This is a genomic window from Sunxiuqinia indica (assembly GCF_009847015.1).
In the GTDB taxonomy this organism is placed as follows: domain Bacteria; phylum Bacteroidota; class Bacteroidia; order Bacteroidales; family Prolixibacteraceae; genus Sunxiuqinia; species Sunxiuqinia indica.
Map to the genome: position 1 here is coordinate 183,586 of NZ_WVEM01000001.1, position 24,284 is coordinate 207,869.

The window sequence follows — 24,284 nt, forward strand, 5'->3', positions numbered from 1 at the left end:
GAAATGACAGAAGAACTTCAAAATATTATCACTCAGGTTGACCAGATTGTTCAGCAAAAAGGGAAAACGAAAGGCGCGTTAATTCCAATTTTGCAGGCTATCCAAGATGAATTCAACTATTTACCGGAAGAAGCCTTGCGGCATGTTTGTGAAACCACAGAAATCACTCCGGAAAATATAACGGGAGTGGCCAGTTTTTATTCGCAATTTCGGATGCAGCCAGCAGGTCAGCACATGATAAAGGTGTGCGTGGGTACGGCTTGCCACGTTAAAGGGGCCATGCAGGTATATGATGCTTTCAAAAGGCATTTTAACCTGAAAGGCCAGGAGGAAACGGATGCGGAAGGGAAATATACGTTGGAAAAAGTTTCTTGCCTGGGATGCTGTACACTGGCGCCAGTGGTTCAGGTTGATGATGTCACTTATGGACATGTAACGACTGATCAGGTTACCTCAGTTATTCACGACTTTGAAAGCCAGGTGGGAAAAGTTGGCAAGAAAGGTAAATTCAGAAATGCTGATGGCAGTGAGTTCCAGGGAGAAATTAGAATCGGACTGGGCTCGTGTTGTGTCGCTAGTGGGAGCGAAGATGTCAAAAAAGAGATTGAACAAACCATAGAAGGCACGGGCATCAATCTGCAATTGAAAAACGTGGGCTGCGTGGGCATGTGTCACCAGGTTCCGTTGGTGGAAATCATTGATGAACAAAAACAAAGTAAGTTATACGCGAAAGTCAAACCGAATGAGATTTCGGATATTATCAATACTCATTTCAAACCGAAAGGTCTGTTTGATCAGCTAAAAGCAAAAGCATACAATTTCCTCGAAAAAGTACAAACCGATGAAGTTTGGGAAGGGGTGGACCGTTACGCCATTGATGTGCGCGATGAAATGGTGTCCAGCTTTTTGGATCGCCAGCTGCCAATAGCCACCGAGCATCGTGGGGTGATCAATCCGCTGGATATGGATGAGTACCGTCAGTTTGGTGGCTTTGAAGCCCTGAAAAAGGCGCTGCAAACAGACCGACATGAGGTGATTCAGACAGTTAAAGACAGTGGTTTGCGCGGACGTGGAGGTGCTGGCTTCTTAACCGGGTTAAAATGGGAACTGGTGGAGAAGGAAAATGGAGATAAGAAATTCCTGATTTGCAATGGTGACGAGGGCGATCCGGGAGCATTCATGGATCGGATGTTGCTGGAATCATACCCATACCGGGTAATTGAGGGGATGTTGATTGCCGCTTACGCCGTAAAAGCGACAGATGGCTATTTCTATATTCGAGCTGAGTATCCGTTGGCGGTGACCCGCATTCGGCAGGCATTGATCAATTGCCGGGAGCAAAATTTGCTTGGTGAGAATATTCTGAATTCTTATTTCAGTTTCGATATTCAGATTTACGAAGGAGCCGGAGCTTTTGTGTGTGGCGAAGAAACCGCCTTGATGGCCTCCATTGAGGGTAATCGTGGTTTCCCAACGATTCGCCCGCCATTTCCTGCGCAAAAAGGATTGTGGGGACAGCCCACGCTAATCAACAATACCGAGACTTTTGCACAGGTTTCTTATATCATCCGAAAAGGCAAGGAGAATTTTAGTGGAATTGGCACCGATCGTTCGAAAGGAACAAAAGTATTTTCACTGGCCGGAAAGGTAAACCGCGGAGGGTTGATTGAAGTGCCCATGGGAATAACGATTCGTCAGATTGTGGAAGAGATTGGTGGTGGCGTGCAAAATGGAAAACAGTTTAAAGCAGTGCAAGTCGGTGGCCCGTCCGGCGGCTGTATTCCGGCCTCCTTATACGATACGCCAATCGATTACCAGTCGCTGATTGAGGTCGGAGCCATGATGGGATCCGGAGGATTGGTGGTACTGGATGAAGATGATTGCATGGTGGACATCGCCCGTTATTTTCTTTCGTTTACTCAGGAAGAATCGTGTGGAAAATGTACTTTTTGCCGGGTTGGAACCAAACGGATGTTGGACATTCTGAATAGAATTACCACGGGAAAGGGAACAAAAAAAGATTTGGAGGAATTGAAGTATTTGGCCGACTGGACCAAAAAAGGAAGTTTGTGTAACCTGGGAAAATCGGCACCAAACCCAATTATCACCACCTTGCGCTATTTTTCCGAAGAATATGAAGCTCATATTGAAGGTCGTTGTCCGTCGGGCAAATGCACCGAGATGATTACCTATTCCATTAATGATGAATGTATCGGTTGTACGAAATGTGCCCAGAAATGTCCGGTGGAAGCCATCAAATTTGAACCACACAAAAAGCACTCGGTCAATATGGAACTGTGCATCAAGTGTGATGCCTGCCGCCAGGTATGCCCGGTCGATGCAGTGGTTGTTGAGTAAATGTTTCGTGTTGTGGGTTTCGGGTTATGAGTTATGGGTTTCGTGTTACGAGTTGTTGATGAAAAATAACAGCATATATGAAAAGTTTTAAGGATCTGGAAATTTATCAACAAGCCTATACTTTGGCGATCAGAGTTCATAAAATGAGTTTAGATCTACCTAAATACGAGCTCTATGAACAAGGCAGTCAGGTGCGTCGGTCAACAAAGAGTATAAAAGATAATATCGCAGAAGGTTATGGCAGACGGAGATATAAAGATGAATTCATTCGATTTCTTGTTTTTGCACATTCTTCATGCGATGAAGCAATTTCTCAATTGATGATGATTAGCGATCTCTATTTTGAAAAAGAAGGATTAAAGGATTTATTAGAAGAATATGACGTACTAGGAGCCAGAATCAACAAGTTTATTCAATATGTCGAAAAGAACTGGCAAACCCCAACTCGCAACCCATAACTCGCAACTCGCAACTCGAAACTCATAACGCAACACAATGATCAAGCTAAAGATAAATAACCAATCCATTGAAGTGCCCGAAGGCACGACGCTTTTGGAAGCAGCGAAGCAGTTGCAGATCGATATTCCAACGATGTGCCACCTGGAAGGGACGGAGCATTTTACCTCGTGTCTGGTGTGTTTGGTAAAGGATGAGCGGAATGGCAGATTAATGGCTTCGTGCTCTATGCCGGCAATGGACGGAATGGAAATTATTACCGACGATGATGAATGCCGCGAATCACGAAAAGCGTCACTCGAACTTTTGTTGAGCGAACATGTGGGCGACTGCGAAGCGCCTTGTCAGCTGGTTTGTCCGGCGCATATGAATATCCCATTGATGAACCGTTTGATTGCCGCTGGTAATCACGCCAAAGCCATTGAAGTGGTGAAGCGAGATATTGCCTTGCCTGCCATTTTGGGGCGCATTTGTCCGGCTCCCTGCGAAGCCGGATGCCGTCGCAAACAGGTCGACGATCCGGTTTCTATTTGCCTGTTGAAAGGGTTTACCGCCGATCAGGAATTGGAAAAAGGTGTCGCACCGGTTCAGCCGAAAGAGAAATCGGGTAAAGAAGTGGCGATCGTAGGCGCTGGACCTGCGGGATTGGCTGCCGCCTTTTATTTGAATAAAGCAGGTCACCAGGTCGTTCTGTTTGAAAAGAACACAAAGGCCGGCGGAGAGATCCTGCAAATTGACGAAACTGTTTTACCGGCCAAGGTCAGGGAGGCCGAGATCGGCGCCATTTTAGATTCCGATATTCAGATCAACTACGGTTCGACCATTGACCAGCTTGAATTTGAAAAACTGCAGCAGCGCTACGATGCCGTCGTGCTGGCTGTGGGGGCGTCCACTGATCAATGGAAAGGCTATGGGCTGAACCTATCCAAGACAGGGATTGAAATTGATAAGGCGACCTACCAAACCTCCATCGAAGGGGTATCTGCTATCGGTAACGCGTTGCGCCCATCCAAGTTGGCAGTGCGTTCGGTCGGGCAGGGCAAGGAGCTGGCTTTCATTTTGGATCAGCTCTTCAAAACCGCCCGGCTAAGCGCTTATCCCAGCCGGTTTAACTCGAAGTTTGGAAAACTGCAGGAGCCTGAGTTTGCTGAATATTTAAAAGAATCGAATGACTCCGAACGCCTGGAAGCGAGTCGGGGAAAAGCGGTTGGCTTTACCATGGAAGAGGCTGTCGCCGAGGCGAAGCGTTGCTTGCATTGCGACTGCCGCAACCCGGAAAGCTGCAAATTGCGGGAGCTGTCAGATGTCTATGGAGCCGAACAGCGACGCTTTCAATACGACGACCGGTTTGTCATTCAAAAGGAATTTGCCCCGCAAAATATTGTGTATGAATCATCGAAATGCATCAAATGCGGCATTTGCGTACGTCTTACCAAACAATACCAGGAAGCTTTCGGTTTTTCATTTATCGGGCGTGGCTTTGATGTAAAAGTGGGCGTGCCGTTTTCTGAATCGGTCGGAAAAGCACTGGAGAAAACCGCTGCGTTGGTTGCCGAGAAATGCCCGACCGGGGCGTTGGCAAAAACCGATGCGGAAGAACAATTTAACGAATGAGAGAAAAGCAGATGATGAAGTCAAACGAAAGAGCAGATACAGAGAATTTGTTACCAACCGGTAGGGCAATAACTGGCCAATGGGCTGCAACAAGCTCTTATAGGCTCGCAATAGCTGACAATTGTCCTGCAACAAGCCTTTATCAGCTTGCAAGAACTGCTCGTCGACTTGTAGTAATTGCTCGTCAGCTTGTAGTAATTGCTCGTCAGCTTGTAATAACTGCTCGTCAGCTTGCAATAAACGCTCGTTGGTCTGTAACAATTGCTCGTTGGCCTGTAACAACCGCTCATCGGGCAACACCGAGTGTTGGATGGCTTGCCATTGTCATGTTGCTTGTTTCACTGAGTCAGTTGGCATTCGCACAGTCTGAGTGGCCCATATTCCGCGGAAATCAGCAACTTACGGCTTCCGTTTCGGGCGAATTGCCCAATCAACTGCGGTTGGTCGCTTCCTTTCAAACCGAAGATGATATCAAAGCTTCGCCGGTTATTAAAGACGATGTTGTTTATTGCGGATCAACCGATGGCTTTTTCTACGCTTTCAACCTAAAAGGCGAATTGAAATGGAAGTTTAATGCCGAAAATGCCATTGAAGCGCCTGCCGTTCTGTTGGAAGGAAAAGTGTTGTTTGGATCGTTGGACGGATGGCTTTTTTGTTTGAATCAGCCGGATGGAGCGCTGGTTTGGAAATACAAGACGGATAACCAGATCATCGGCTCAGCCAACTGGCATACCGGGGCAGATCAAACAGTGGTGGCTGTTGGCAGCTATGACTATTTCCTGCATGGTGTCGACCTGAAGAACGGGGAAAACCTGTGGAAATACGAGTCGGATAATTTCATTAACGGCGCGCCTGCCTTGTATCAGAACAAGGTGATTTTTGGAGGATGCGATGGCTTTTTGCACGTGGTCAACCTGCAAACCGGCAAAGCAACCAGCAAAATTGAATTGGCCACTTATGTCGCGTCATCTCCGGCGATTGTAGGACAGGTAGCTTATGTAGGCGACTACGAAGGACGTTTTTTTGCGGTTGATCTGGAAGAAGGGCAAGTGCTATGGACCTATGATAACCCGGATAAAAACTTGCCTTTTGTTGCTTCACCGGCGGTCTCCGTGGATTATATTGTCGTTGGAAATGAAGACCGGAACCTGTACTGTTTCAATCGAAAAAATGGTCAGCGAATCTGGGCAAAACGATTGTCAAACCGGGTGAACTCGTCTTCAGTAATTGCCGGAAACAAAGTTGTTAGCGCTACAATGGATGGTATGCTTTTTATTCATGAGCTGGCAACAGGAGAGGAACTCGGAAGTTATGAAGTCGGAAGCCAGATGGTGAGTTCTCCGGCGGTTTATCAGCAAAAAATTATTATTGGCGCCAACGACGGGCGAATTTATATTTTGGGACAATCGGATGGAAATCGATAACTTGTCAAAAAAAACGTAAGCTATGAAAATCGCACACATCATTCCGGGATCAGGCGGTAGTTTTTACTGCGGAAATTGCTTGCGCGACAGTAAATACATGAGGGCACTGCAAGACTTGGGACAGGAGGTCGTTAAAGTGCCGCTTTACCTGCCATTGTTTGAAGACGCCCATGATTTAAACGAAGTGCCTGTTTTTTATGGTGCGGTTGATATCTACCTGAAGCAACGTTTCCCGGTTTTTCGTCATATGCCCGGCTTTGTGGATAACATGCTGAACTCTAGGCGGGTTTTGCACCTTGCCGCTCAAAATGCGGGATCAACACGTGCAAAAGGACTCGAAGAAATGACCGTTTCCATGTTGTTGGGAGAAGAAGGCCTGCAAAAAGATGAGTTGGAGAAGCTGGTGCATTGGTTGCGCGATGAAGCCAAGCCCGACGTGGTGCATCTTTCGAATGCGCTACTTCTAGGATTGGCCCGCCGCATTAAACAGGAAATGAATATTCCGGTGGTGTGCTCCCTGCAGGACGAAGATGTGTGGGTGGATGTGATGAGCGATAAGCACCGTGAAGAAGTTTGGCAATTAATGACCGAGCGTGGAAAGGAAGTGGATGCCTTTGTTGCGGTGAGCCACTTTTATGCCAAAGAGATGTTGAAAAGATTGCACCTTCGCCGTGATCAGCTACACATTAATCATATTGGAGTGGATGCAGCTGATTACAAGGTTAAGCCAGTTGGGGAAAAGGAGCCGGTAATCGGGTTTATCTCCCGAATGTGCGAAGAAAGTGGCTTGGGAATACTGGTTGATGCCTTCCTTCTTTTAAAGGAAGATGAGGCTTACCAATCGGTCAAACTGAAGATCACGGGTGGCAAGACCAATGATGATACGCAATTCATTAAAGAACAAAAGAAAAAAATTGCCGCGGCCGGATTGGAAGAGGACGTGTTGTGGGTGGAAGAATTCGAAAACCCTTCGCGCCAGAATTTCTTTGATACCGTGACTTTATTGACGGTGCCAGTATTGAATGGCGAAGCGTTTGGCTTGTATCAATTGGAAGCATTGGCCTCCGGAATTCCCTTGGTTCAGCCGCAGTTGGGCGCTTTCCCCGAAGTGGCAGAGATGTCAGGCGGAGGATTGACTTATCACCCCAATAGCGCCAAAAAATTAGCCAAGGCCTGGAAAAGCGTCATCCTTGATCAGGATAAATTAGCTCAGCTAAGCCAAAAAGGCCTGGAAGGCGTGAAGGCTCATTTCGATGTTCTTAAACAATCTGAAAAGCTGGTGGAGATATACAAGAAAGTAGTGAAATGATCTTTTGTTAGCTAACTGTGGCATCGTTGTGCTTACCCATAGTGATTTTGCGAGGTAGTCGATTATTGATAGAAGTTAAACAATAATTATTCGATTCTTAATAATCTAAAGAAGAGTTCATTTTACTTTTGCTGATTCAAGAACGTGAAAAATGGATTTACAAACTGACTCAGCAATCTTTGCCCAAATAAGTCAAGGTGATCAAAAAGCATTGGAATTGTTGTATGAAAGGTACTATCATCCGCTTTGTAACTTCGCTTTTTCCTTTCTAAAAAGTGTGGACTATACGGAAGAAGTCGTTTCTGATGTTTTTCTTGCTGTTTGGTTAAAACGGGATACCTTATCGATCAAATCAAGTATCAAATCATATTTATTTGCTGCTGTAAGAAATCACTCGGTCAATTTTCTAAAGACTCAAAAAAAATATTTTGAAGAAATAGAACGATATGAGTTCCGCAACAATTACAACGAAGATGCTGACGCGCATTTAACTTACGCGGAGACCTTGCAACAGGTTGAAATGATCATTGATAAATTACCTCCCCAGCGTCGAGCCATCTTTATTCTCAATCGGATGGAAGGGATGAAGTATAAAGAAATTGCTGACTTGCTGGCTATTTCAGTGAATACCGTGCAAAAGCAAATGACCGAAGCCGTAAAACATGTCACACAGTATTCTTCAGCTAGTTGTGTGGTCTTGTTCTCTTATTTCAGTCAGCATAAATAGACCCATCTTTTTATTTAACGTTTAGTTGATGATCTGTTAAGGTGTTTCGATGGTAGCTTGAATGACGAATTCTTGTCTCATGAGTGTAAAACAAAGAAAATGGACAAGAGTAAGTTTTTTGAGATCGCCATTAAGGTGTTGGCTAACGAAGCAGATAAAAACGAAAAAGATCAGCTGACCTCTTTTCTGAAAGTTGAAAACTACAATCATCTGTACAGGCAGTTGGAAGAAGAATGGGATAAGAGCTATCGCTATTCTGAAAAACGGTTTGATTATCAACGAGGGCTACAGAAATTAAAGGATAAGGTCAAGCAGCAAGAAGAGATTCAGAGTAAAAAACTGATTTTATATCGATCAAATGCCAGCATACTTCAAGCAGCGGCAATTATTGTATTTGCACTTTTAATTTTCTCACTTTTCAATGTTGTTGATTCAGAACATGAGGAAATTAGTCGTTTTGCCCAATCAATACAATGTGATAACTCCTCGGCGAATACGCATTTAATTTTAGCCGGAAAACGCGAATATGAGATCGATAGTAAAGAGTCAGAGATTAATTACGTCAAGAGCAGCGGCAAAGTAATTATTGACGAAAAAAGAGCAATTGACCGACTCGCTGATGAAAATACCGCAGCCTACAATACAATCTTTGTTCCTTTTGGCCGACGGAGTAAAGTAATACTGGCCGATGGAAGTATTGTATGGGTAAACTCCGGCTCTAAATTTATTTACCCTGCCAATTTCACACAAGAAAAACGGGAAGTATACCTCGAGGGTGAGGCAATGTTTGACGTGAGTCACCAAGAAGATTCCCCATTTGTAGTAGTTACTCCAGATCTTAACATTGAAGTGCTGGGAACAGTATTCAATGTTTGTGCATATAAGGATAATGGTTACACAAGCGCAGTTTTGGAACGAGGAAGTATTGAAATAAATTATGATTCCCAAAATCTCTTTCAACCAGGCAAACTAAAAATTACACCGGGAACACTCGTCCAGTATGATCCTGTCGATCAGGAAATCACTCAGCAAAAGGTAAATACGAAATATTATACGGCCTGGAGGGACGGAATGCTGATTTATAAGAACGAGTATTTAGCTGAGATTGTAAAACAGCTTAAAAGGTATTACAACTGTGATATCAACATTGCGGATGAAACTTTAACCAGCCGGAGTTTTACCGGAAAACTGGATCTAAAAGATGATGTAGCAGATGTGTTGGCTACCCTTGCTTTTGTATCCTCAATAAAAATCAATCAATCGGGTAATCACTTTATAATAAAACAATAGTGCGTATGGTATAAGATTCAGAATCAAAAAAAAAACCGGGAGATGTCTGGACTACATTTCCCGGCAAATGTCAAATTCTAACAAGCTCTAATTCAGTTATTAAAAATTAACATTCAAATGTATGAAAAATAATTTTGAAACAGACTCTTTTATGAGTCCCAAAAAACTTTTGTTGATAATGAAGCTCGTGGTTGTTTTCATTTTTGCTTTCATTGTTACAGCAAGTGCTGGCAGTTATGCACAGCATATTAAGCTTTCGGTAAACCTTCAGGAAAAATCAATTAAGGAAGTTCTAGAGGATATTGAACGACAAAGTGAGTATATCTTTTTTTATGAGGATAGCAAAGTTAGCCTGACAGACAAAGTTACCGTTCAACTGTCAGATAAATCAATTCATGAAATTTTAGATCAGCTCTTTGACGGAACCAACTATGTATATCAGGTGGATGACCGGCAGGTGATGATTGCCCAGAGTACTGCAGAGACTCTGGATGAGAAGGAAATAAGCCCGGTAAAGACACAGACTGGCCAGACAAATAGAAGGACGATAACGGGAAAAGTGGTTGACGAAGCCGGAATGCCTCTTCCGGGAGTATCTATCATCGTAGAAGGAACAAGCATCGGTGTCGTGTCTGGCATAGACGGTTCCTACACGTTGAAGCTTCCTTCCGATGCCAATGCATTGTTGTTTTCGTTTGTTGGAATGGTAGGTAAGAGAGTAGAGATTGGCGCACAGGATACAATTAATGTTACCCTGGAGGAGGAAACTGTTGGCCTGGGGGAAGTGGTCGCAATCGGGTATGGAAAGCTCCAAAAAGAAGACGTAACCGGAGCGGTAAGTTCTGTTAAGAGCAAAAATTTTAATAAGGGAGTAGTCAGTTCTCCCGGACAATTGCTTCAAGGCAAAGTGTCAGGAGTAAACATCACCTCATCGAGTGGGGCTCCCGGAAGCGGACAACGGATAATCATCCGTGGACAGGGAACCATTCGTCAAGGGTCAGGCCCCCTCTTTGTAGTCGATGGATTTCCCATCGGTATGGCAGGGACCGGCTCGAGTTCGAGTCCGCTAAATTTTATCAACGCCGAAGATATCGAAACCATTGATGTTTTGAAAGATGCTTCTGCAACTGCTATTTACGGTTCGCGAGGAGCAAACGGGGTAATCATTATTACCACTAAAAAAGGAAAGTCAGGAACCTCGCAAGTTGCGATCACTTCAAATGTAGGAATATCGAAAATTGCCAAGAAGTTACCGGTTTATAGCGCAGATGAGTTCCGCGAAAAAGTGGAAGAAATAGGTGGTGTTTTGGAAGATAGAGGAGGGGATACAGATTGGCAGGATGAATTATCACGAACAGCCCTTACACAAGACTACAACCTCATCATGTCCGGAGGAAAAGATAACCTGACCTATCGTGCGTCTTTGGGGTATCTTGATCAGGAAGGAATCGTGATCAATACAGGAATTAAAAGGTATAGCGGACGAGTAAACGCAACACAGCAATTACTGGATGGAAGACTAAACATTGATTTTAATTTGAATTCTACGATTGAAACAGGCGAGAATGCACACATGGGAACTGTTGTTTCCAACATGCTTAGTTTTAATCCTACTTATCCTGCCTATAATGATCAGGGAGAACCAACAAAGTATCGGGATTTAATTAACCCTTTGATCCAGGCCGAACTATTCAAAAATTTTGATGAAACACGCAATATGATTGTCAATATTGCTCCATCATTGGAAATTATCGATGGGTTGGTTTACAAGTTGAATTTCGGGTACGAAAATCGCTCGAGTGAGACGGATGCACAGGAAATGCCAAGTATTGATCCTTATGTTGAAGGACGTTTGGCACAAACCTTTTTTAACGGTAAAAATACATTGATTGAAAATTACCTAACCTACGAAGTGGATTTTAACGATCAGCATTTAACCTTACTCGCCGGTCATTCCTTTCAAAAAACAAAAGAAAAATCAAGAAGCTGGAATATTGTGGAATTTGAAGCTAATGGCATTGAGCCTCGCTACAATCCAGGACTGGGACAACGGTTGGATCTGGCAGAAAACAGGCCTTCGGGTTGGGCTCAGATCAACGAGCTGCAATCGTATTTTGGACGGGCAACTTATAATTATCAGGGACGGTACATGCTAACAGCTACCGTGAGGGTAGATGGCTCTTCGAAATTTGGCGGAAATAATAAGTATGGGACTTTCCCTTCGTTTGCTGCTGGTTGGCGGATTTCAGAAGAATCATTTATGGAATCAACTCCTTTCAATAATCTGAAACTTCGTGCAGGGTGGGGACAAACCGGGAATCAGGAAATCCCTGCGAAAATCACAAAAGAGTCATTTCAGTCGTCCAACAGCGGAGATTATAGTTATCCACTAAGTGAAACAGGCCCTTATCCGGTAGGAACCGTTTATACGCGCTTGGCTAATCCTGACATTCAGTGGGAAGTTTCCACGCAAACCAATGTTGGAGTAGATTTTGGACTGTTTGACGGGGCGCTTTCCGGAACGGTGGACTATTTTTACAAAGTGTCGACTAACATTTTGGTGGAGGTACCTTCATTTGACCCTGTCTCACCGGCACCTACTTACTGGACCAATGTGGATGATATGAAAATCACGAACAAAGGATTGGAGATTGCTTTGGATTATCAGCATCAAAACCTGAACAGTTTTTCATACGCTATTGGCGCAAATGCTACGTTTATTGACAATGTGGTGGAGGATTCGCCATTTACTGTACTAACCACAGGGGCAGCTTCAGGATCGGGACAAACCGGAGCAACAATTAACGGGATGATTAATGGGTATCCGATTGGTTCGTTCTACATGAAAAAGTTTACCGGAATAGGCAATGATGGACTTTCAACTTACGAAGATCCGGCAGTTCCTGATGGAGATGACCGCTATGTTGTGGGCAGCGCTTTACCCGATCTGATGTATAATTTCTATGTGGATTTAAGCTATAAACGGTTTGATTTAAACCTAAATTTCAATGGCGTAACGGGAAACAAAATATACAACCACACGGCGATGAACAAGTTCTATAAAGGACAGCTTGCCACTTCAAACAATGTAGTTCCTAAAGCAATTGAATATCCGGAAGAAGCAATTACTAATACAGCACTTGTTTCAACCCGCTACCTTGAAGACGGATCGTTCCTCCGGTTAAATAACATGACGCTGGCCTATAATTTTAATACGAAGTCGATGGGCATCGCAAGCTGGATTAAGGAATTACGTGTAACTGTTACGGGACAGAATTTATTTGTTATAACGGATTATAGTGGATTTGATCCTGAAGTCAATCAGGATAAATCTCAGGGAGGAATACAATCTTTTGGAATTGATGATAACGGCTATCCAAAAGCCAGAACATTTGTAGCAGGAATAAACGTCAAGTTTTAATTGCATGCAACAATATGAGAATGTTCCCTTGGAGGAAGGACCAAATTCCACCGCACAATCGAAAACAAACAATTTTAACATGATGAAAAATCAAATAAAAAATACAATCAAATTAGCAGCCGCATCATTGGCGTTGCTGTTCAGCACAAGTTGTACCGATTTGGACGAGCAAGTATTGGACGAATCGCTCACTGGAAGTGTTTCGGAAGATGAATTGGTAACAAGTGCTGTTGCTCCGGTTTATTCAAACCTTTCTACGTTGTTTTTGCATACGCATTTATTTTGTCTTCAGGAAATTACAACCGATGAAGGAATTTTGCCCGCTCGTGGAGGAAAAGATTGGTACGATGGTGGCGTTTTTATACAGTTGCACACGCACGAATATCTGCCCACAAATAATAAGATCAAAGATACCTGGAATGATTTGACTCAGATGCTTTCGCGGGCGGCCAGTGCCATTGTGGCATTGGAACCGTTGGCTGAAACCGATGATGTTGCCAAAACATACCTGGCCGAAGTACGCGGAATGCGCGCTTACTACAACATGCTGATGCTTGATTTGTGGGGAATTGCTTTTCAGAAAGATGAGCCGGATGAGTTGTCGACCATTTTGAGGGGAAATGAAGCGGTGGAATATATTCGTACCGAACTGGAAGATGTGCTTAGCGATTTAAGAACCGACGTTGGCCCAGGACGTTTGACGCAGGGTGGAGCCTATGCATTGCTTGCTCGTCTGTACATTAATGCTGCCGTTTGGCGCGATCCGTATGCAACAAACTTCGATTTTCAGGATGCCGATATGGATAAGGTAATTGAATACGCAACTAAGGTGATCAACGACTACGACTATTCCTTATCGCCTGAGTTTTTTGCCTGTTTCAATAACGATAATCATATGAACAAAGAGCTGATTATGGCAATTGATCAACGTCCGGACCTGAGTAGTTCGCACAACCGGATGTGTTACTGGTCTATGTCCGGTAGTTTTTATGGCAACCCGCTGTATCCTGATGGTGACGGAACCGACGGTGGCGCCATCACACAGGAGTTTTATGAAAGCTGGGTTGAGGCCTACGGTGATGTTGATCCGGCAGATGCCGATTGTCGCTTCTTTTGGAAACGTTTGATTGTTCCGGAAGATTCCACAATTGCTGCCGAAGATTTCAACCTTAACCGGGGTATTTATCGCGGATTACAAATCGGGTTGCAGAATGCCGGACATAAACAACCATTTTTTGTTGATGACGAAGGTGAATATTACCTGGGACCGGTGAAAGACGTACGTAGAGCCGCCGAAGATGCTTACGTTGATTATCTTTTAGAAATTGATTTTACGGCGGAAGGCAGTGATTACAACAGAGGTTATCGTGTTGAGAAATATGAATGGAGCTCGGTGTCGACCAATGGAACTAACAAGGGCGAGCACGATTTGGTTATTGTGCGCCTGGCTAACATGTACTTGTTGCGAGCCGAAGCCAAATTGCATAAAAACGATGCTGATGGAGCACTCGTCGATGTAAATTTTGTAAGAGCATCACGAACTTCAAGGCCTGATGTTACGCCACCAGCACTTGATGAACTTGATCTGGATCTTCTTTTCCGCGAGCGTGGATTTGAGTTTTACTGGGAACATCAGCGGAGAACTGATATGATTCGTTTTGGAAAATATGAAGATCCTTTGATTGAGAAAACCAATAGTGATGTAACCAAGCGCCTGTTTCCGATACCACAAACAGCGATTGATGGAACATCGGTGGCTGAAGGCTACCTGGTTCAAAATGAAGGCTATTAAACTGCTTAATTTTAATTCGGAGGGGAGACAATTCTCCTCCTTTTTTTTCGAAGGATTTTTGCTGAGAAAATGAATCATTCATTCATAAAAAAGAAAAATTTTAAATGATGAAAATTAAATTGTGGGCTTTATTTTTTTTGCTTCTCACGCTTGCTTGTACAGATGGAACTAAAAATAAAAGCCAAACGAAGAAACCTTTGAATATTATTTTGCTCATTGGCGATGGGATGGGACTATCGCAGGTTTCGTCAGCATATTATTTTAAAGAAGGAAAAGTAAACTTCAGTCGCTTTTCAAAAATTGGTTTAATCAATACATCGGCTGCTGTGCAAAAGATTACCGATTCGGCTGCCAGTGCAACAGCTTACAGTTGTGGGCAACGCACATTTAAAAAAGTGATTGGTATGTCGGTTGATATGGTGCCAATGCAGAGCATGACCGATACGCTTTCGGCACTAAATTACCGAACTGGAATTGTGGTTACTTCGGCGGTTACCGATGCAACACCAGCAGCATTTTACGGACACGTTCCGTCCCGCTATCAATATGAGGAGCTAGCGAGCCAATTGGCTGTTTCTTCTATCGATTTCGTTGCGGGCGGAGGACTGGAAAACTTTACTCAGCGTGAGGATGGAACTAATCAACTGGCAACGATGGAAGAAAATGGTTTTATTGTTGATACGGTTTCTTTAGATCGTTTTGAGGCTGATCCTGAAAAGAAATATGCGTTTTTCCTGTCTCACGAAAATATGCCTAAAATGCCTGAGAAGAGAGGCGACTATCTTCCCCAAGCCACGCAAATGGCAATTGATTATCTAAGTAAAAGTGAGGATGGTTTTTTCCTGATGGTGGAAGGTTCACAAATTGATTGGGCCGGGCACCGCAACAATGCAGAGCATTTAATTACCGAAGTGATTGATTTTGATGAGACGATTGGCAAGGCGCTGGACTTTGCCGAAAAGGATGGAAACACCTTGGTGATTGTAACTGCAGATCATGAAACCGGCGGATTTGCATTAGCCGGAGATCAGTACGAAGATATTCGGTTTGCGACAACACAGCATACCGCTGCGCTTGTTCCGGTTTTTGCTTTTGGACCGGGAGCCGAACACTTTACAGGAACATTTAATAATAATGAAGTGCGTAATAAAATATTTCAAGCGATGCACGAAATTGAATAGTTCTTACCAGGAGTAGGTGTGGATGTAAAAAATGGATGAGGCTGTTCTTTTGTAGAGCAGCTTTTTTCATTTTAAATTGAAGGATTGATGTTTCGTGATGAACACGAGATCAACTACCTTTGTGGGGAAAGGAAGATCCTACTCCGAACGAATAAAAAAACTCAAAACAACATGCTTGAAATCAAATCGCTAACCAAAAGTTTTCAATCCGGATCCGGTGAAAAGCGGGTTATTCTGGATGGACTGGATTTAACCGTTGAAGAAGGTGAAAGTGTAGCTATCGTTGGCCCTTCGGGGTCAGGCAAAACCACCTTGCTGAATATGCTTGGAGCACTGGATCAACCCGACAGTGGCGATGTTCAGCTAGATGGCGAATCCGTCTTCAATAAGAATGAAAAAGAGTTGGCTGCTTTCCGAAACCAGTCGATTGGTTTTGTTTTTCAGCAGCACCATTTATTACCACAATTAACCTTACTCGAAAACGTATTGCTTCCGGTTATCGCAGAAAAGAAACAAGCAGATGAACCAGCGAAAAACCGTGCGGAGCAGTTAACGGAAAAACTTGGAATCAACGCTTTGTTGTTGCAGAAACCCGGCCAGTTGTCGGGTGGGGAATGCCAGCGAACAGCGGTAGCCCGGGCGTTGATCAATCAACCCAAAATCTTATTGGCAGATGAACCCACCGGTGCGTTGGATCAGCATTCGTCCGATCAATTGGCTGATTTACTTCTACAACTCAATAAAGAGCAAAAGACGAGCCTGATTGTCGTTACCCACTCGATGAACCTTGCCTCAAAAATGGATAAAATCTATCAGCTGAAAGAAGGAAAACTACAACTGAACAAGGTATGAATGGATTGAAATACGCAATAAAATCCTGGCTTCATTATTGGAAACTCAACCTGACCATCGTATTGGGTGTGGCATTAAGTACCGCTATTTTGTTCGGGGCGTTTATCATTGGCGACACGGTGAAGCACAGTCTGCAACAAATTACACAGCAACGGCTGGGCCAAACCAATTGGGTGGTTACGGGGGGCGAACGCTTGTTTCGTGCTGCTTTGGCCAACGAAATAGCCGACGATGAAGCAGCGACGACACCCCTGTTATTTGCCAATGGGATGGCTGTGTTGAATGGCGGCGAGGCGCGGGTAGGGCAGTTGCAGGTTTGGGGAATTGAAGACGAATTTAACGCTTTTGCAGGAACAGACAGCCTATATTCGCTTACCGGAAGTGAAGCTGTGATTAACAGTCAACTGGCCGAGATCATGGGAGTAACAGCAGGAGAAGAAGTATTACTTCGGGTGAACAAACTGAGCACTTTCCCGGCCAATACGCCTTTTGTGTCGGCAGACGAGAATACGGTGTCGTTTCGTGTGACGATAAAAGCAATTGCAGAGCAGGAAAATACAGGCAATTTCAATCTTCAAAATATCCAGTCAGCCCCAAAGAATGTGTTTCTGTCGTTGGGGTTTCTAAATCAGCAGATGGAGCTGGGCAAAAAGGCCAATGTTATTTTAGTGGATGCTCCCGGGATTGAGGAACCATTGTTATATGAGCGAATTTCTGCCCATTGGCAACTGGAAGATGTGAATCTATCCATCCGTGAGAATTCAGATTTGGGCTATACCGAATTGATTTCAGACCGTGTTTTCATTGAGCCTTCTATTCTTGATAAAATTCAACAGGCCGAAGGAAAAGCTTACCCGGTATTTTCCTATTTCGTTAATGAATTCCGGTTGGGTGATCACCAAACACCCTATTCGTTTGTCGCTGGTTTGCCTGGTCAACTAGCGACCATTGCAGACGGTGAAATAATCATCAACCGCTGGTTGGCCGAGGATTTGCAGGCGAAGGTTGGCGACTCGCTTCGGATTTCGTATTTTGAAGTTGGTCCGCTTCGGCAGTTGGAAGAGAAATCGGCTTGGTTTCAGGTTGCCGAGATTGTTGAAATGAATGGTCAATGGGGTGATGTCAACCTCATGCCGGATATTCCGGGCTTGTCGGATGCCGGACATTGCAGCGATTGGGAAACAGGTGTGCCGGTTGATTTATCGGAAATTCGGCAGAAGGATGAAGACTACTGGAACAAGTTTAAAGGAACACCCAAAGCATTTGTAAATCTAGAAACAGCACAACAGTTATGGAGTAATCGGTTTGGGAAAGCTACTGCTATTCGTGCAGATGATTTGGAGGCCGCTGATTTTAAAAATCTGGTACTGGCTACGCTTCAACCACAGGATGTCGGTTTTCAGGCAAAAGCAGCTAAAGAAAATGGCTTGCAAGCTGCATCGCAAGGGAGCGATTTCAGCGGTCTGTTTATCGGGTTAAGCTTTTTTGTGTTGTTTGCCGCCTTGTTACTGGCCTACCTGATGTTCCAACTGTACCTGAACTTCCGCCGCCGGGAAATTGGTACGCTACACGCCATGGGGTTCCTGCCCGCAAGGATTCGCCAGTTTTTCTTTTCCGAAGCTTTACTAATAGTATTCACGGGAATTCTGGTGGGGGCGCCGCTTGGCTTGGCCTACAACAGCTTGATTATGGATGCGATTAACACCATTTGGCGAGACATTGTCCGTACATCAATATTGCATGTTTTAGTTACACCAACAGCCGTGGTGAAAACGTTTTTGATTGTGTTGATCATCAGTTTGGCAACCGTCTGGTTTGTTTTAAGGCGATTCGCTAAGCAGGTTATCGTGTCGGTACAACAACAGCAAACTTCCAAATCCAAATCGGGCAAAACATCCTTCTGGATTGGCATAAGCTTGATTGTCCTGTCCGTCTTGCTGATGGTTTGGCAGGGAATTGGTAAGGAACTGAATGCTGAAATTTTCTTCATCAGTGGGTTTGGCTTACTTCCCGGTTTACTTTTACTGGTCAATAAATGGTTCATCCGGAAGGAAAACAACCCTTCTCAAAAGCTGTCAAGAGGCTATTTGTCGTACAAACTAATTTTAGCCAATCGTCGGCGAAATATGCTGATCATCAGTTTCCTTTCGGTTGGAGTGTTTTTGGTTCTCTCTACCGGGCTTAATCGTAAGGATTTGACGAGTCATGCTGATCAAGCCTCCTCAGGAACTGGTGGTTACACCTTTTTTGCGCAAACCAGCTATCCGGTTTTGTATGATTTAAATTCACCGGAAGGTCGCTTCGAATTAGGATTAGACGATTCCCCTGCAGAATTCGTTCAGTTTCATGCACTATCCGGAGACGATGCCAGCTGTTTGAATTTGAACCGGGTGAAACGGCCGCGGGTCTTAGGTTTTGATGTAACGAAATTTGATCAACGGCAGGCTTTTACTTTTGCCAGCCAGTCTGAAGAGTTGGACCCGCAACATCCGTGGCTGAGTTTGGAGAAGCCGTTGCCAAACGGGCAGATTCCCGCTGTGGCTGATCAAACGGTGATCAAATGGGGACTGGGCAAATCGGTTGGCGATACACTAGTCTACCAAAATGAAGCAGGAGAACAAGTCGTTTTAAAACTGGTTGGGGGTTTGGCTAATTCCGTTTTCCAGGGAAATATTCTGGTAGCTGACAGTTTGTTTTCCGAACACTTCCCATCGGTGAGTGGGGCATCTGTTTTTTTGGTTGAAGCTCCCGGGGAAGAGCAGGAAAACCTTCAGGCAGCTTTCCGTAATTATGGATTGGAAATTTCTACAACCAAAGAACGACTATTACTTTTTTACCAGGTTGAAAATACCTATTTGAACATCTTTTTAATGCTGGGCGCGTTGGGCTTGTTGATTGGAACTGCCGGGCTTGGCATTATTATTTTCAGGAGTATTTATGAGAGCCGAACCCAGTTTGCTTTATTGGAGGCCACCGGTTTTCGAAAACGCAACGTTCGACAGTTTGTTTTACGTGGCCATATAGTGTTGGTGCTCGTGTCGCTTGTTTTGGGCCTCATTCCTGCGATTCTTTCTGCCTTGCCCAGTTTGCTTTCTTCGTTATATGCAGGCTTGCTTTATTGGAGTTTACTGATCTTTGTGATCGTTTTTCTGAGTGCCTGGTTATGGGTATTGATCGGCAATCGGCTGGCCATGCGAGGAAATCTATATGAAACGCTTCGAAATGAATAACACATAAAAAATGGGAACAATTCGCGAAGAAAGGTTCCCATTGGTTATTTTTTAAACTTTTTAAGGCGATTGAAGACTATGGAAAACCATTGTTTTAATGTCTTCAATAGTTTCGTATTGTCTTCCTGAGGCACTTCGAATTTGGAGACGAAGAGTTAAAAAAGCTTTATCTTGATATCTTATTCTACCTCCGCATCATCATATGCATGATTCCACCACCATTGCTCACATTTTTAAATCCGGCTTGTTCCAATATGCGCTGTCCGTAGGCCGAACGCGCGCCAGATGCGCAATAAAGCGTAATTTCTCTTGACTTGCTTCCCAACTTATCCAGTTGACTTGTTAGCTCATCTAATGGAATATTGATGGCATCTGGATACGCACCTCCCTGAAATTCCTGGGGCGTTCGAACATCGATTACAATTGGTTCGTTGGATTCGGTGGGCGTCGTTTCTTTCGGTTCCCTGTTAGCCATCATAGCTGTCAGCCCTCCACCGTTTTTTACATTATTGAAGCCCACCTGCATTAAAATACGCTGAGCATACGCTGATCGTGCTCCGGTAGCGCAGTAAACCACAATTTCGCGTGAGGCATTTTCTCCCAATTCCTCGAATCGGTACATCAGTTCATCCAACGGAATGTTGATGGCATCAGGAAAAGCACCGGCCTGGAATTCCTCCACAGTTCGCACATCCACAACAATCGGCGAATGATCGTCAACGAGCTTGCTTGTTGCTTGCTGCTCTTGTTCTTCCTCTTCATTTTCCATCGATTTGTTTTCGATCGGAAGTAGGTTGATTTCGATGTTTTCAAATCCAACTGTTCGGGCCTGACGTTGCAATGAAGTATGGCCACCTGAAATATTGGTGACATCGCTGAAGCCTGCTCCCAGCAGAGTTCTTAATGCCTGATGTCCTTTCTTTCCCGTTTCATCATAAACAATCACCGGACGATCTGAAGGAATTGAATTTATCTCCTGTGGTAATAATTCTAACGGAAGATGAACAGCTCCTTCGATATGACTTTTTTCGAATGCAAAGACGTCGCGTACATCTATAAAAACAGGACTTTTATCAGCTACAAAATCATCCAGCTCGGAAACAGTAATCGATGGACTAAATCCATTTTGGCGGTTTTCAGCCGTATAGGCCGCCATGTTGATGGCATCATTAGCTGTTCCAATTGGTGGGGAATAGGCAAAATCAATGTCAGCCAAATCATGAATGGTGAGCTTGGCTGCAGCAGCGGTTGCAATCACATCCAATCTTTTATCTGCGCCTTTATATCCAGCGGTTTGTCCACCTAAAATAACACCTGAGTTTCGGTCATAGACTAAAAGGCTGGTCACCGTTTCTGCTCCCGGATAGTAAGCCGTGTGATGTTCTTTATGAACGACTACGGCATCGGCGTCAATGCCTAATGAGCGAGCCTGTTTTAGCGATAAACCCGTGATTCCGGCGACTGCGTCAAACACACGAACTACTGAAGTTCCGATGGCACCCTTGTACTGATGATTGCCGCCAAGTGCATTTTCGGCAGCAATCCGCCCCTGCCGATTTGCCGGTCCTGCCAGTGGGATGCGCACTTTTTTATTGCTTACGCGATGTTCAATTTCAACCATGTCACCTGCAGCGTAAATATCAGGATCAGAGGTTTGCAATTGTGTATTAACCAGCAATCCTCCTGCCTCGCCCAATTTTAATTCGGCATCTTTTGCAAGTTGCAGGGTAGGGCGCACGCCAATCGACATGATTACGATATCGGCGTCTAACGTTTTTCCGTTACTGAGCGAAACGGAGTTGGATTTTATTGCTGTTACTCCGGTGTTCGTGTGAATTCCCACTCCGAATGAAAGCAATTCATTTTCAATAAATCCGGCAGTTTCACCTTCCATAATGCCCATTACATGCGGCATCATTTCAACTACGTTCACGTTTAACCCTTGCTTTGCCAGGGCTTCAACCATTTCCAGCCCAATAAATCCACCACCAACAACTACGGCATTCTTTGGCTTTTTCTGTTCCAGATGATCTGAAATTTGATCCATGTCATTCAACGTCCACAAGCTGAAAACATGATCCAGATCGGCACCTGGCAATGTTGGATTGATTGGTTTCCCTCCCTGAGCCAAAATCAGCTTTGTGTATTCATAGGCTTTTTCTTCGCCGGTAATCGCATGAGAAGTCAACACTTGATGTGCAGCTCTATCTATTTTAACGACAGCGGTATTCGTATGCACATCTACATCATACTGTTCCTTAAAGCTTTCAGGACTCTGTAAAATCAGTTTTGAACGGCTTTTGATGTCGCCGCCAATGTAATAGGGTAATCCGCAGTTTGCAAATGAGATGTCTGGTCCTGCTTCGAGCATAATTATTTGAGCGGATGGGGAAATGCGTCTCGCTTTCGCTGCAGCGGTTGCTCCGGCTGCAACTCCCCCTATAATTACAATTTTTTCCATGTTTTTTGTATTTTAATTTGGGTGAAAAGGCTGCTTTTTAGCTGGCCTTTGCAATTTCATTCAATAAATATTTTTTGCTTTTGATTCCCACAAAGCGTTTGATTTCTTTTCCATTCTTGAAAAGAATTAGAGTAGGAATATTTCGAACTTGGAATTTTTGAGCCAATACCTGGTATTGCTCGATATTTACTTTTCCGATGTAGGAATTTCCATTTAATTCTTCAGATACGTCATTTAAAATAGGGGCCATCATTTTGCATGGTGCACACCAACTGGCCCAGAAGTCAACCAAAACCAATTTGTTTTTTGTTTTTATCTGAAAGTTTTTGTCTGTAAGTGTTATAATATTTTTGTGATCATCAACCATCGGCGTATTTTTCATTTTGTTTTTGGCAACTTTAGCCAGAATGAAAAAACCGACAATGACGAGAGCAAGTATTCCAATAATTATTTGGGCCATTTTTTTTGTTTAATTGTTTTCGTGACAAAAGTATTTCGAATGTGCAAGGTGGGAAAGACTATTGACTGAAGGCTTTCCAACTTTCGGGTTGAAATACATCAACTTTTTTATTGATTTATTCCTAACTTCACAACTTCATAAATTATTAGGATTTCATGAAGACGATTTCAGAAAACGATAAGGGTTTTATTTGCGACATACAAGCGCCTTGTTTCCAGGTGCTTGAGCCGGATGAGGTAGATCTGGTGCGATCAAGCCGTGCTCAGGTACATTTTAGGAAAGGGGATAATTTAACCAAACAGGGGGCTTTTGCTTCATATATTCTATTTATTATCAGTGGTTTGTCAAGACAGTATTTGGAGGGTGATAACAATAGAGTATATAATTTGAAAATAATTCAGCAAGGTGAGTTTGTTGGGCTATCATCTGCATTCGTAAATAATACCTTTGATTATTCGGCTGTGGCATTAACCGATTGCATGGCGTTTTTAATCGAAAAACAGGCGATTGCAAAAGTTGTTAATCAAAATGGTTTGTTTGCTTCCACTTTTATTCAGCGGTTTTGCGAGCAGGAATCCGGATTGTATGAAACAATTCGGCAGGTACTCTACAAGCAAATGAATGGAAGGTTGGCCGATACTTTGATCTATTTGAATGGTTTTAAGGCTAGTAATCCTGAAATCTTTCAGTTGCTTACCCGAAAGGATTTGGCTGATTTTGCCGGCATATCTATGGAAAGTACGGTTAAACTTTTGAAAGGATATGAAAAAGATGGATTGATCGAACTGAAAGATAAAGATATTACCATTTTGAAAAGAGAAACACTTCAGGAGATCAGCCTGCGCGGCTAGTAATAGTAGAGGTATAAAAACAACAATGGGAACCACTCGGTATGAATAGCTCCCATTCACTACTTAACAACCGGAGTTGTTGTTCGTGTCAGGCTACTGTTAGTATGACTGGCTGATCCTTGAATCGAGGATTCTGGTTTTCAACCCCTGGCTTTCCGGTAGTGCCTTTTACAGCAAAACTTTCCAGCTGTCCTTTCAACAAACCCGAAGGTTGTTTTCCGGGACGAAGTTTTCGATAGCTTTTGAGAATTTCGGGTCTTTCGATCTTCCATTTCCCAAATTTTGATGTCTAATGAACGTGAGTTCTTTCGATCTCTTGTTTTCGTTTGGGAACAAATTCCTTTCAGAAAACAGCCATCGATCTTAAAATTAATTTCGGCTTACCGAAGTAAGTTGATTTCGTTTTAATCAAGCTTTTAAAGAACTGGTCTTCGGTTGCTTAAACTTCGGCTCTTACGATGTGCAAACCTTGGGGTTTGAATGAGTTGACGCTGGTTCAACTAAGTACTTTTGTCGCCTCCACATCTTCGGAGCAGTCTTTTATCGCTCACCTGATACAATCAAAATTACGACACAAAAGCTATATGAGACAACTATTTTAAGATTTTTAAATTAACGCTGTTTCAACCAGAGAAATTAACAATTGTTAGTAAGCTGCACTTCTCTTTATTGACGGGTGTTTGTCAAGATTTTTGATTTGACGAATTGGTTGTTATTAACAGTCTGTAGCGAGTTTTTGGATTGTTTTTTTTTGACGATTGCTCGATCTTTAACAAGAGTAACCATCAATTTGATAGGAAAGTTTTAATAGAAAGACGCTGTAGGGTTTTTCATTAGAGCTTGTCAATATTTCTTCCA

General features: G+C 43.6%; 15 protein-coding genes. 13 read left to right on the forward strand and 2 right to left on the reverse strand.

Translation table 11 applies throughout. From position 1 onward, the window contains the following. The first annotated feature begins 3 nt into the window (after positions 1-3). The 12 genes from GR929_RS00730 to GR929_RS00785 all read left to right on the forward strand — a co-directional run bounded on the left by GR929_RS00730 (position 4) and on the right by GR929_RS00785 (position 19,654). Positions 4-2,358, forward strand: a complete 2,355-nt coding sequence (locus tag GR929_RS00730) for an NAD(P)H-dependent oxidoreductase subunit E (protein ID WP_159516996.1) — start codon at positions 4-6, stop codon at positions 2,356-2,358. A gap of 77 nt (positions 2,359-2,435) precedes the next feature. Beyond that, entirely contained in the window at positions 2,436-2,816 is a 381-nt protein-coding gene (locus GR929_RS00735) for a four helix bundle protein (RefSeq protein ID WP_159516997.1), read from the forward strand. Between the two features lie 37 nt (positions 2,817-2,853). Beyond that, positions 2,854-4,428, forward strand: a complete 1,575-nt coding sequence (locus GR929_RS00740) for an FAD-dependent oxidoreductase (protein WP_159516998.1) — start codon at positions 2,854-2,856, stop codon at positions 4,426-4,428. Next, the gene (locus GR929_RS00745) at positions 4,425-5,852 is read left to right on the forward strand and encodes an outer membrane protein assembly factor BamB family protein (RefSeq protein ID WP_159516999.1); all 1,428 of its coding nucleotides are present in this window, start codon (positions 4,425-4,427) and stop codon (positions 5,850-5,852) included. Before GR929_RS00740 ends, GR929_RS00745 begins: the two co-directional genes overlap by 4 nt. A 22-nt stretch (positions 5,853-5,874) precedes the next feature. After that, on the forward strand, positions 5,875-7,161 hold the full coding sequence (locus GR929_RS00750; protein WP_159517000.1) for a glycosyltransferase family 4 protein: 1,287 nt from the start codon (positions 5,875-5,877) through the stop codon (positions 7,159-7,161). A 151-nt stretch (positions 7,162-7,312) separates the two neighbouring features. Beyond that, positions 7,313-7,888 carry an RNA polymerase sigma factor gene (locus GR929_RS00755; RefSeq protein WP_159517001.1) on the forward strand — a complete coding sequence of 192 codons (576 nt, stop codon included), beginning with the start codon at positions 7,313-7,315 and terminating at the stop codon, positions 7,886-7,888. 99 nt (positions 7,889-7,987) lie between these two features. Then, complete coding sequence (locus GR929_RS00760) at positions 7,988-9,178, forward strand: FecR family protein (protein ID WP_159517002.1); 1,191 nt, start codon at positions 7,988-7,990, stop codon at positions 9,176-9,178. 121 nt (positions 9,179-9,299) lie between these two features. Next, positions 9,300-12,599 (forward strand): TonB-dependent receptor, encoded by a 3,300-nt coding sequence (locus GR929_RS00765; RefSeq protein ID WP_159517003.1) that lies wholly within the window; start codon positions 9,300-9,302, stop codon positions 12,597-12,599. Positions 12,600-12,678: 79 nt separating this feature from the next. Next, the gene (locus GR929_RS00770) at positions 12,679-14,391 is read left to right on the forward strand and encodes a RagB/SusD family nutrient uptake outer membrane protein (RefSeq protein ID WP_201300867.1); all 1,713 of its coding nucleotides are present in this window, start codon (positions 12,679-12,681) and stop codon (positions 14,389-14,391) included. A gap of 104 nt (positions 14,392-14,495) precedes the next feature. Continuing rightward, positions 14,496-15,572, forward strand: coding sequence for an alkaline phosphatase (locus tag GR929_RS00775; RefSeq protein ID WP_159517004.1), 1,077 nt, complete (start codon positions 14,496-14,498; stop codon positions 15,570-15,572). A gap of 171 nt (positions 15,573-15,743) precedes the next feature. Continuing rightward, on the forward strand, positions 15,744-16,424 hold the full coding sequence (locus tag GR929_RS00780) for an ABC transporter ATP-binding protein (RefSeq protein ID WP_159517005.1): 681 nt from the start codon (positions 15,744-15,746) through the stop codon (positions 16,422-16,424). Further along, a complete protein-coding gene (locus tag GR929_RS00785; RefSeq protein WP_159517006.1) occupies positions 16,421-19,654 on the forward strand; it encodes an ABC transporter permease in 3,234 nt (1,077 codons plus the stop codon). The genes GR929_RS00780 and GR929_RS00785 overlap by 4 nt, the downstream gene beginning before the upstream one ends. 184 nt (positions 19,655-19,838) lie before the next feature. Here GR929_RS00785 and GR929_RS00790 read toward each other — a convergent pair whose 3' ends face one another. Together GR929_RS00790 and trxA are read right to left on the reverse strand one after the other, a co-directional pair. Next, positions 19,839-22,115, reverse strand: coding sequence for an FAD-dependent oxidoreductase (locus GR929_RS00790; protein WP_201300868.1), 2,277 nt, complete (start codon positions 22,113-22,115; stop codon positions 19,839-19,841). A gap of 37 nt (positions 22,116-22,152) precedes the next feature. Further along, positions 22,153-22,575 carry a thioredoxin gene (gene trxA / locus GR929_RS00795; protein ID WP_201300869.1) on the reverse strand — a complete coding sequence of 141 codons (423 nt, stop codon included), beginning with the start codon at positions 22,573-22,575 and terminating at the stop codon, positions 22,153-22,155. Positions 22,576-22,730: 155 nt separating this feature from the next. Here trxA and GR929_RS00800 point away from each other — a divergent pair, with 155 nt between their 5' ends. After that, a complete protein-coding gene (locus GR929_RS00800) occupies positions 22,731-23,426 on the forward strand; it encodes a Crp/Fnr family transcriptional regulator (RefSeq protein WP_159517007.1) in 696 nt (231 codons plus the stop codon). Positions 23,427-24,284: the final 858 nt, after the last annotated feature.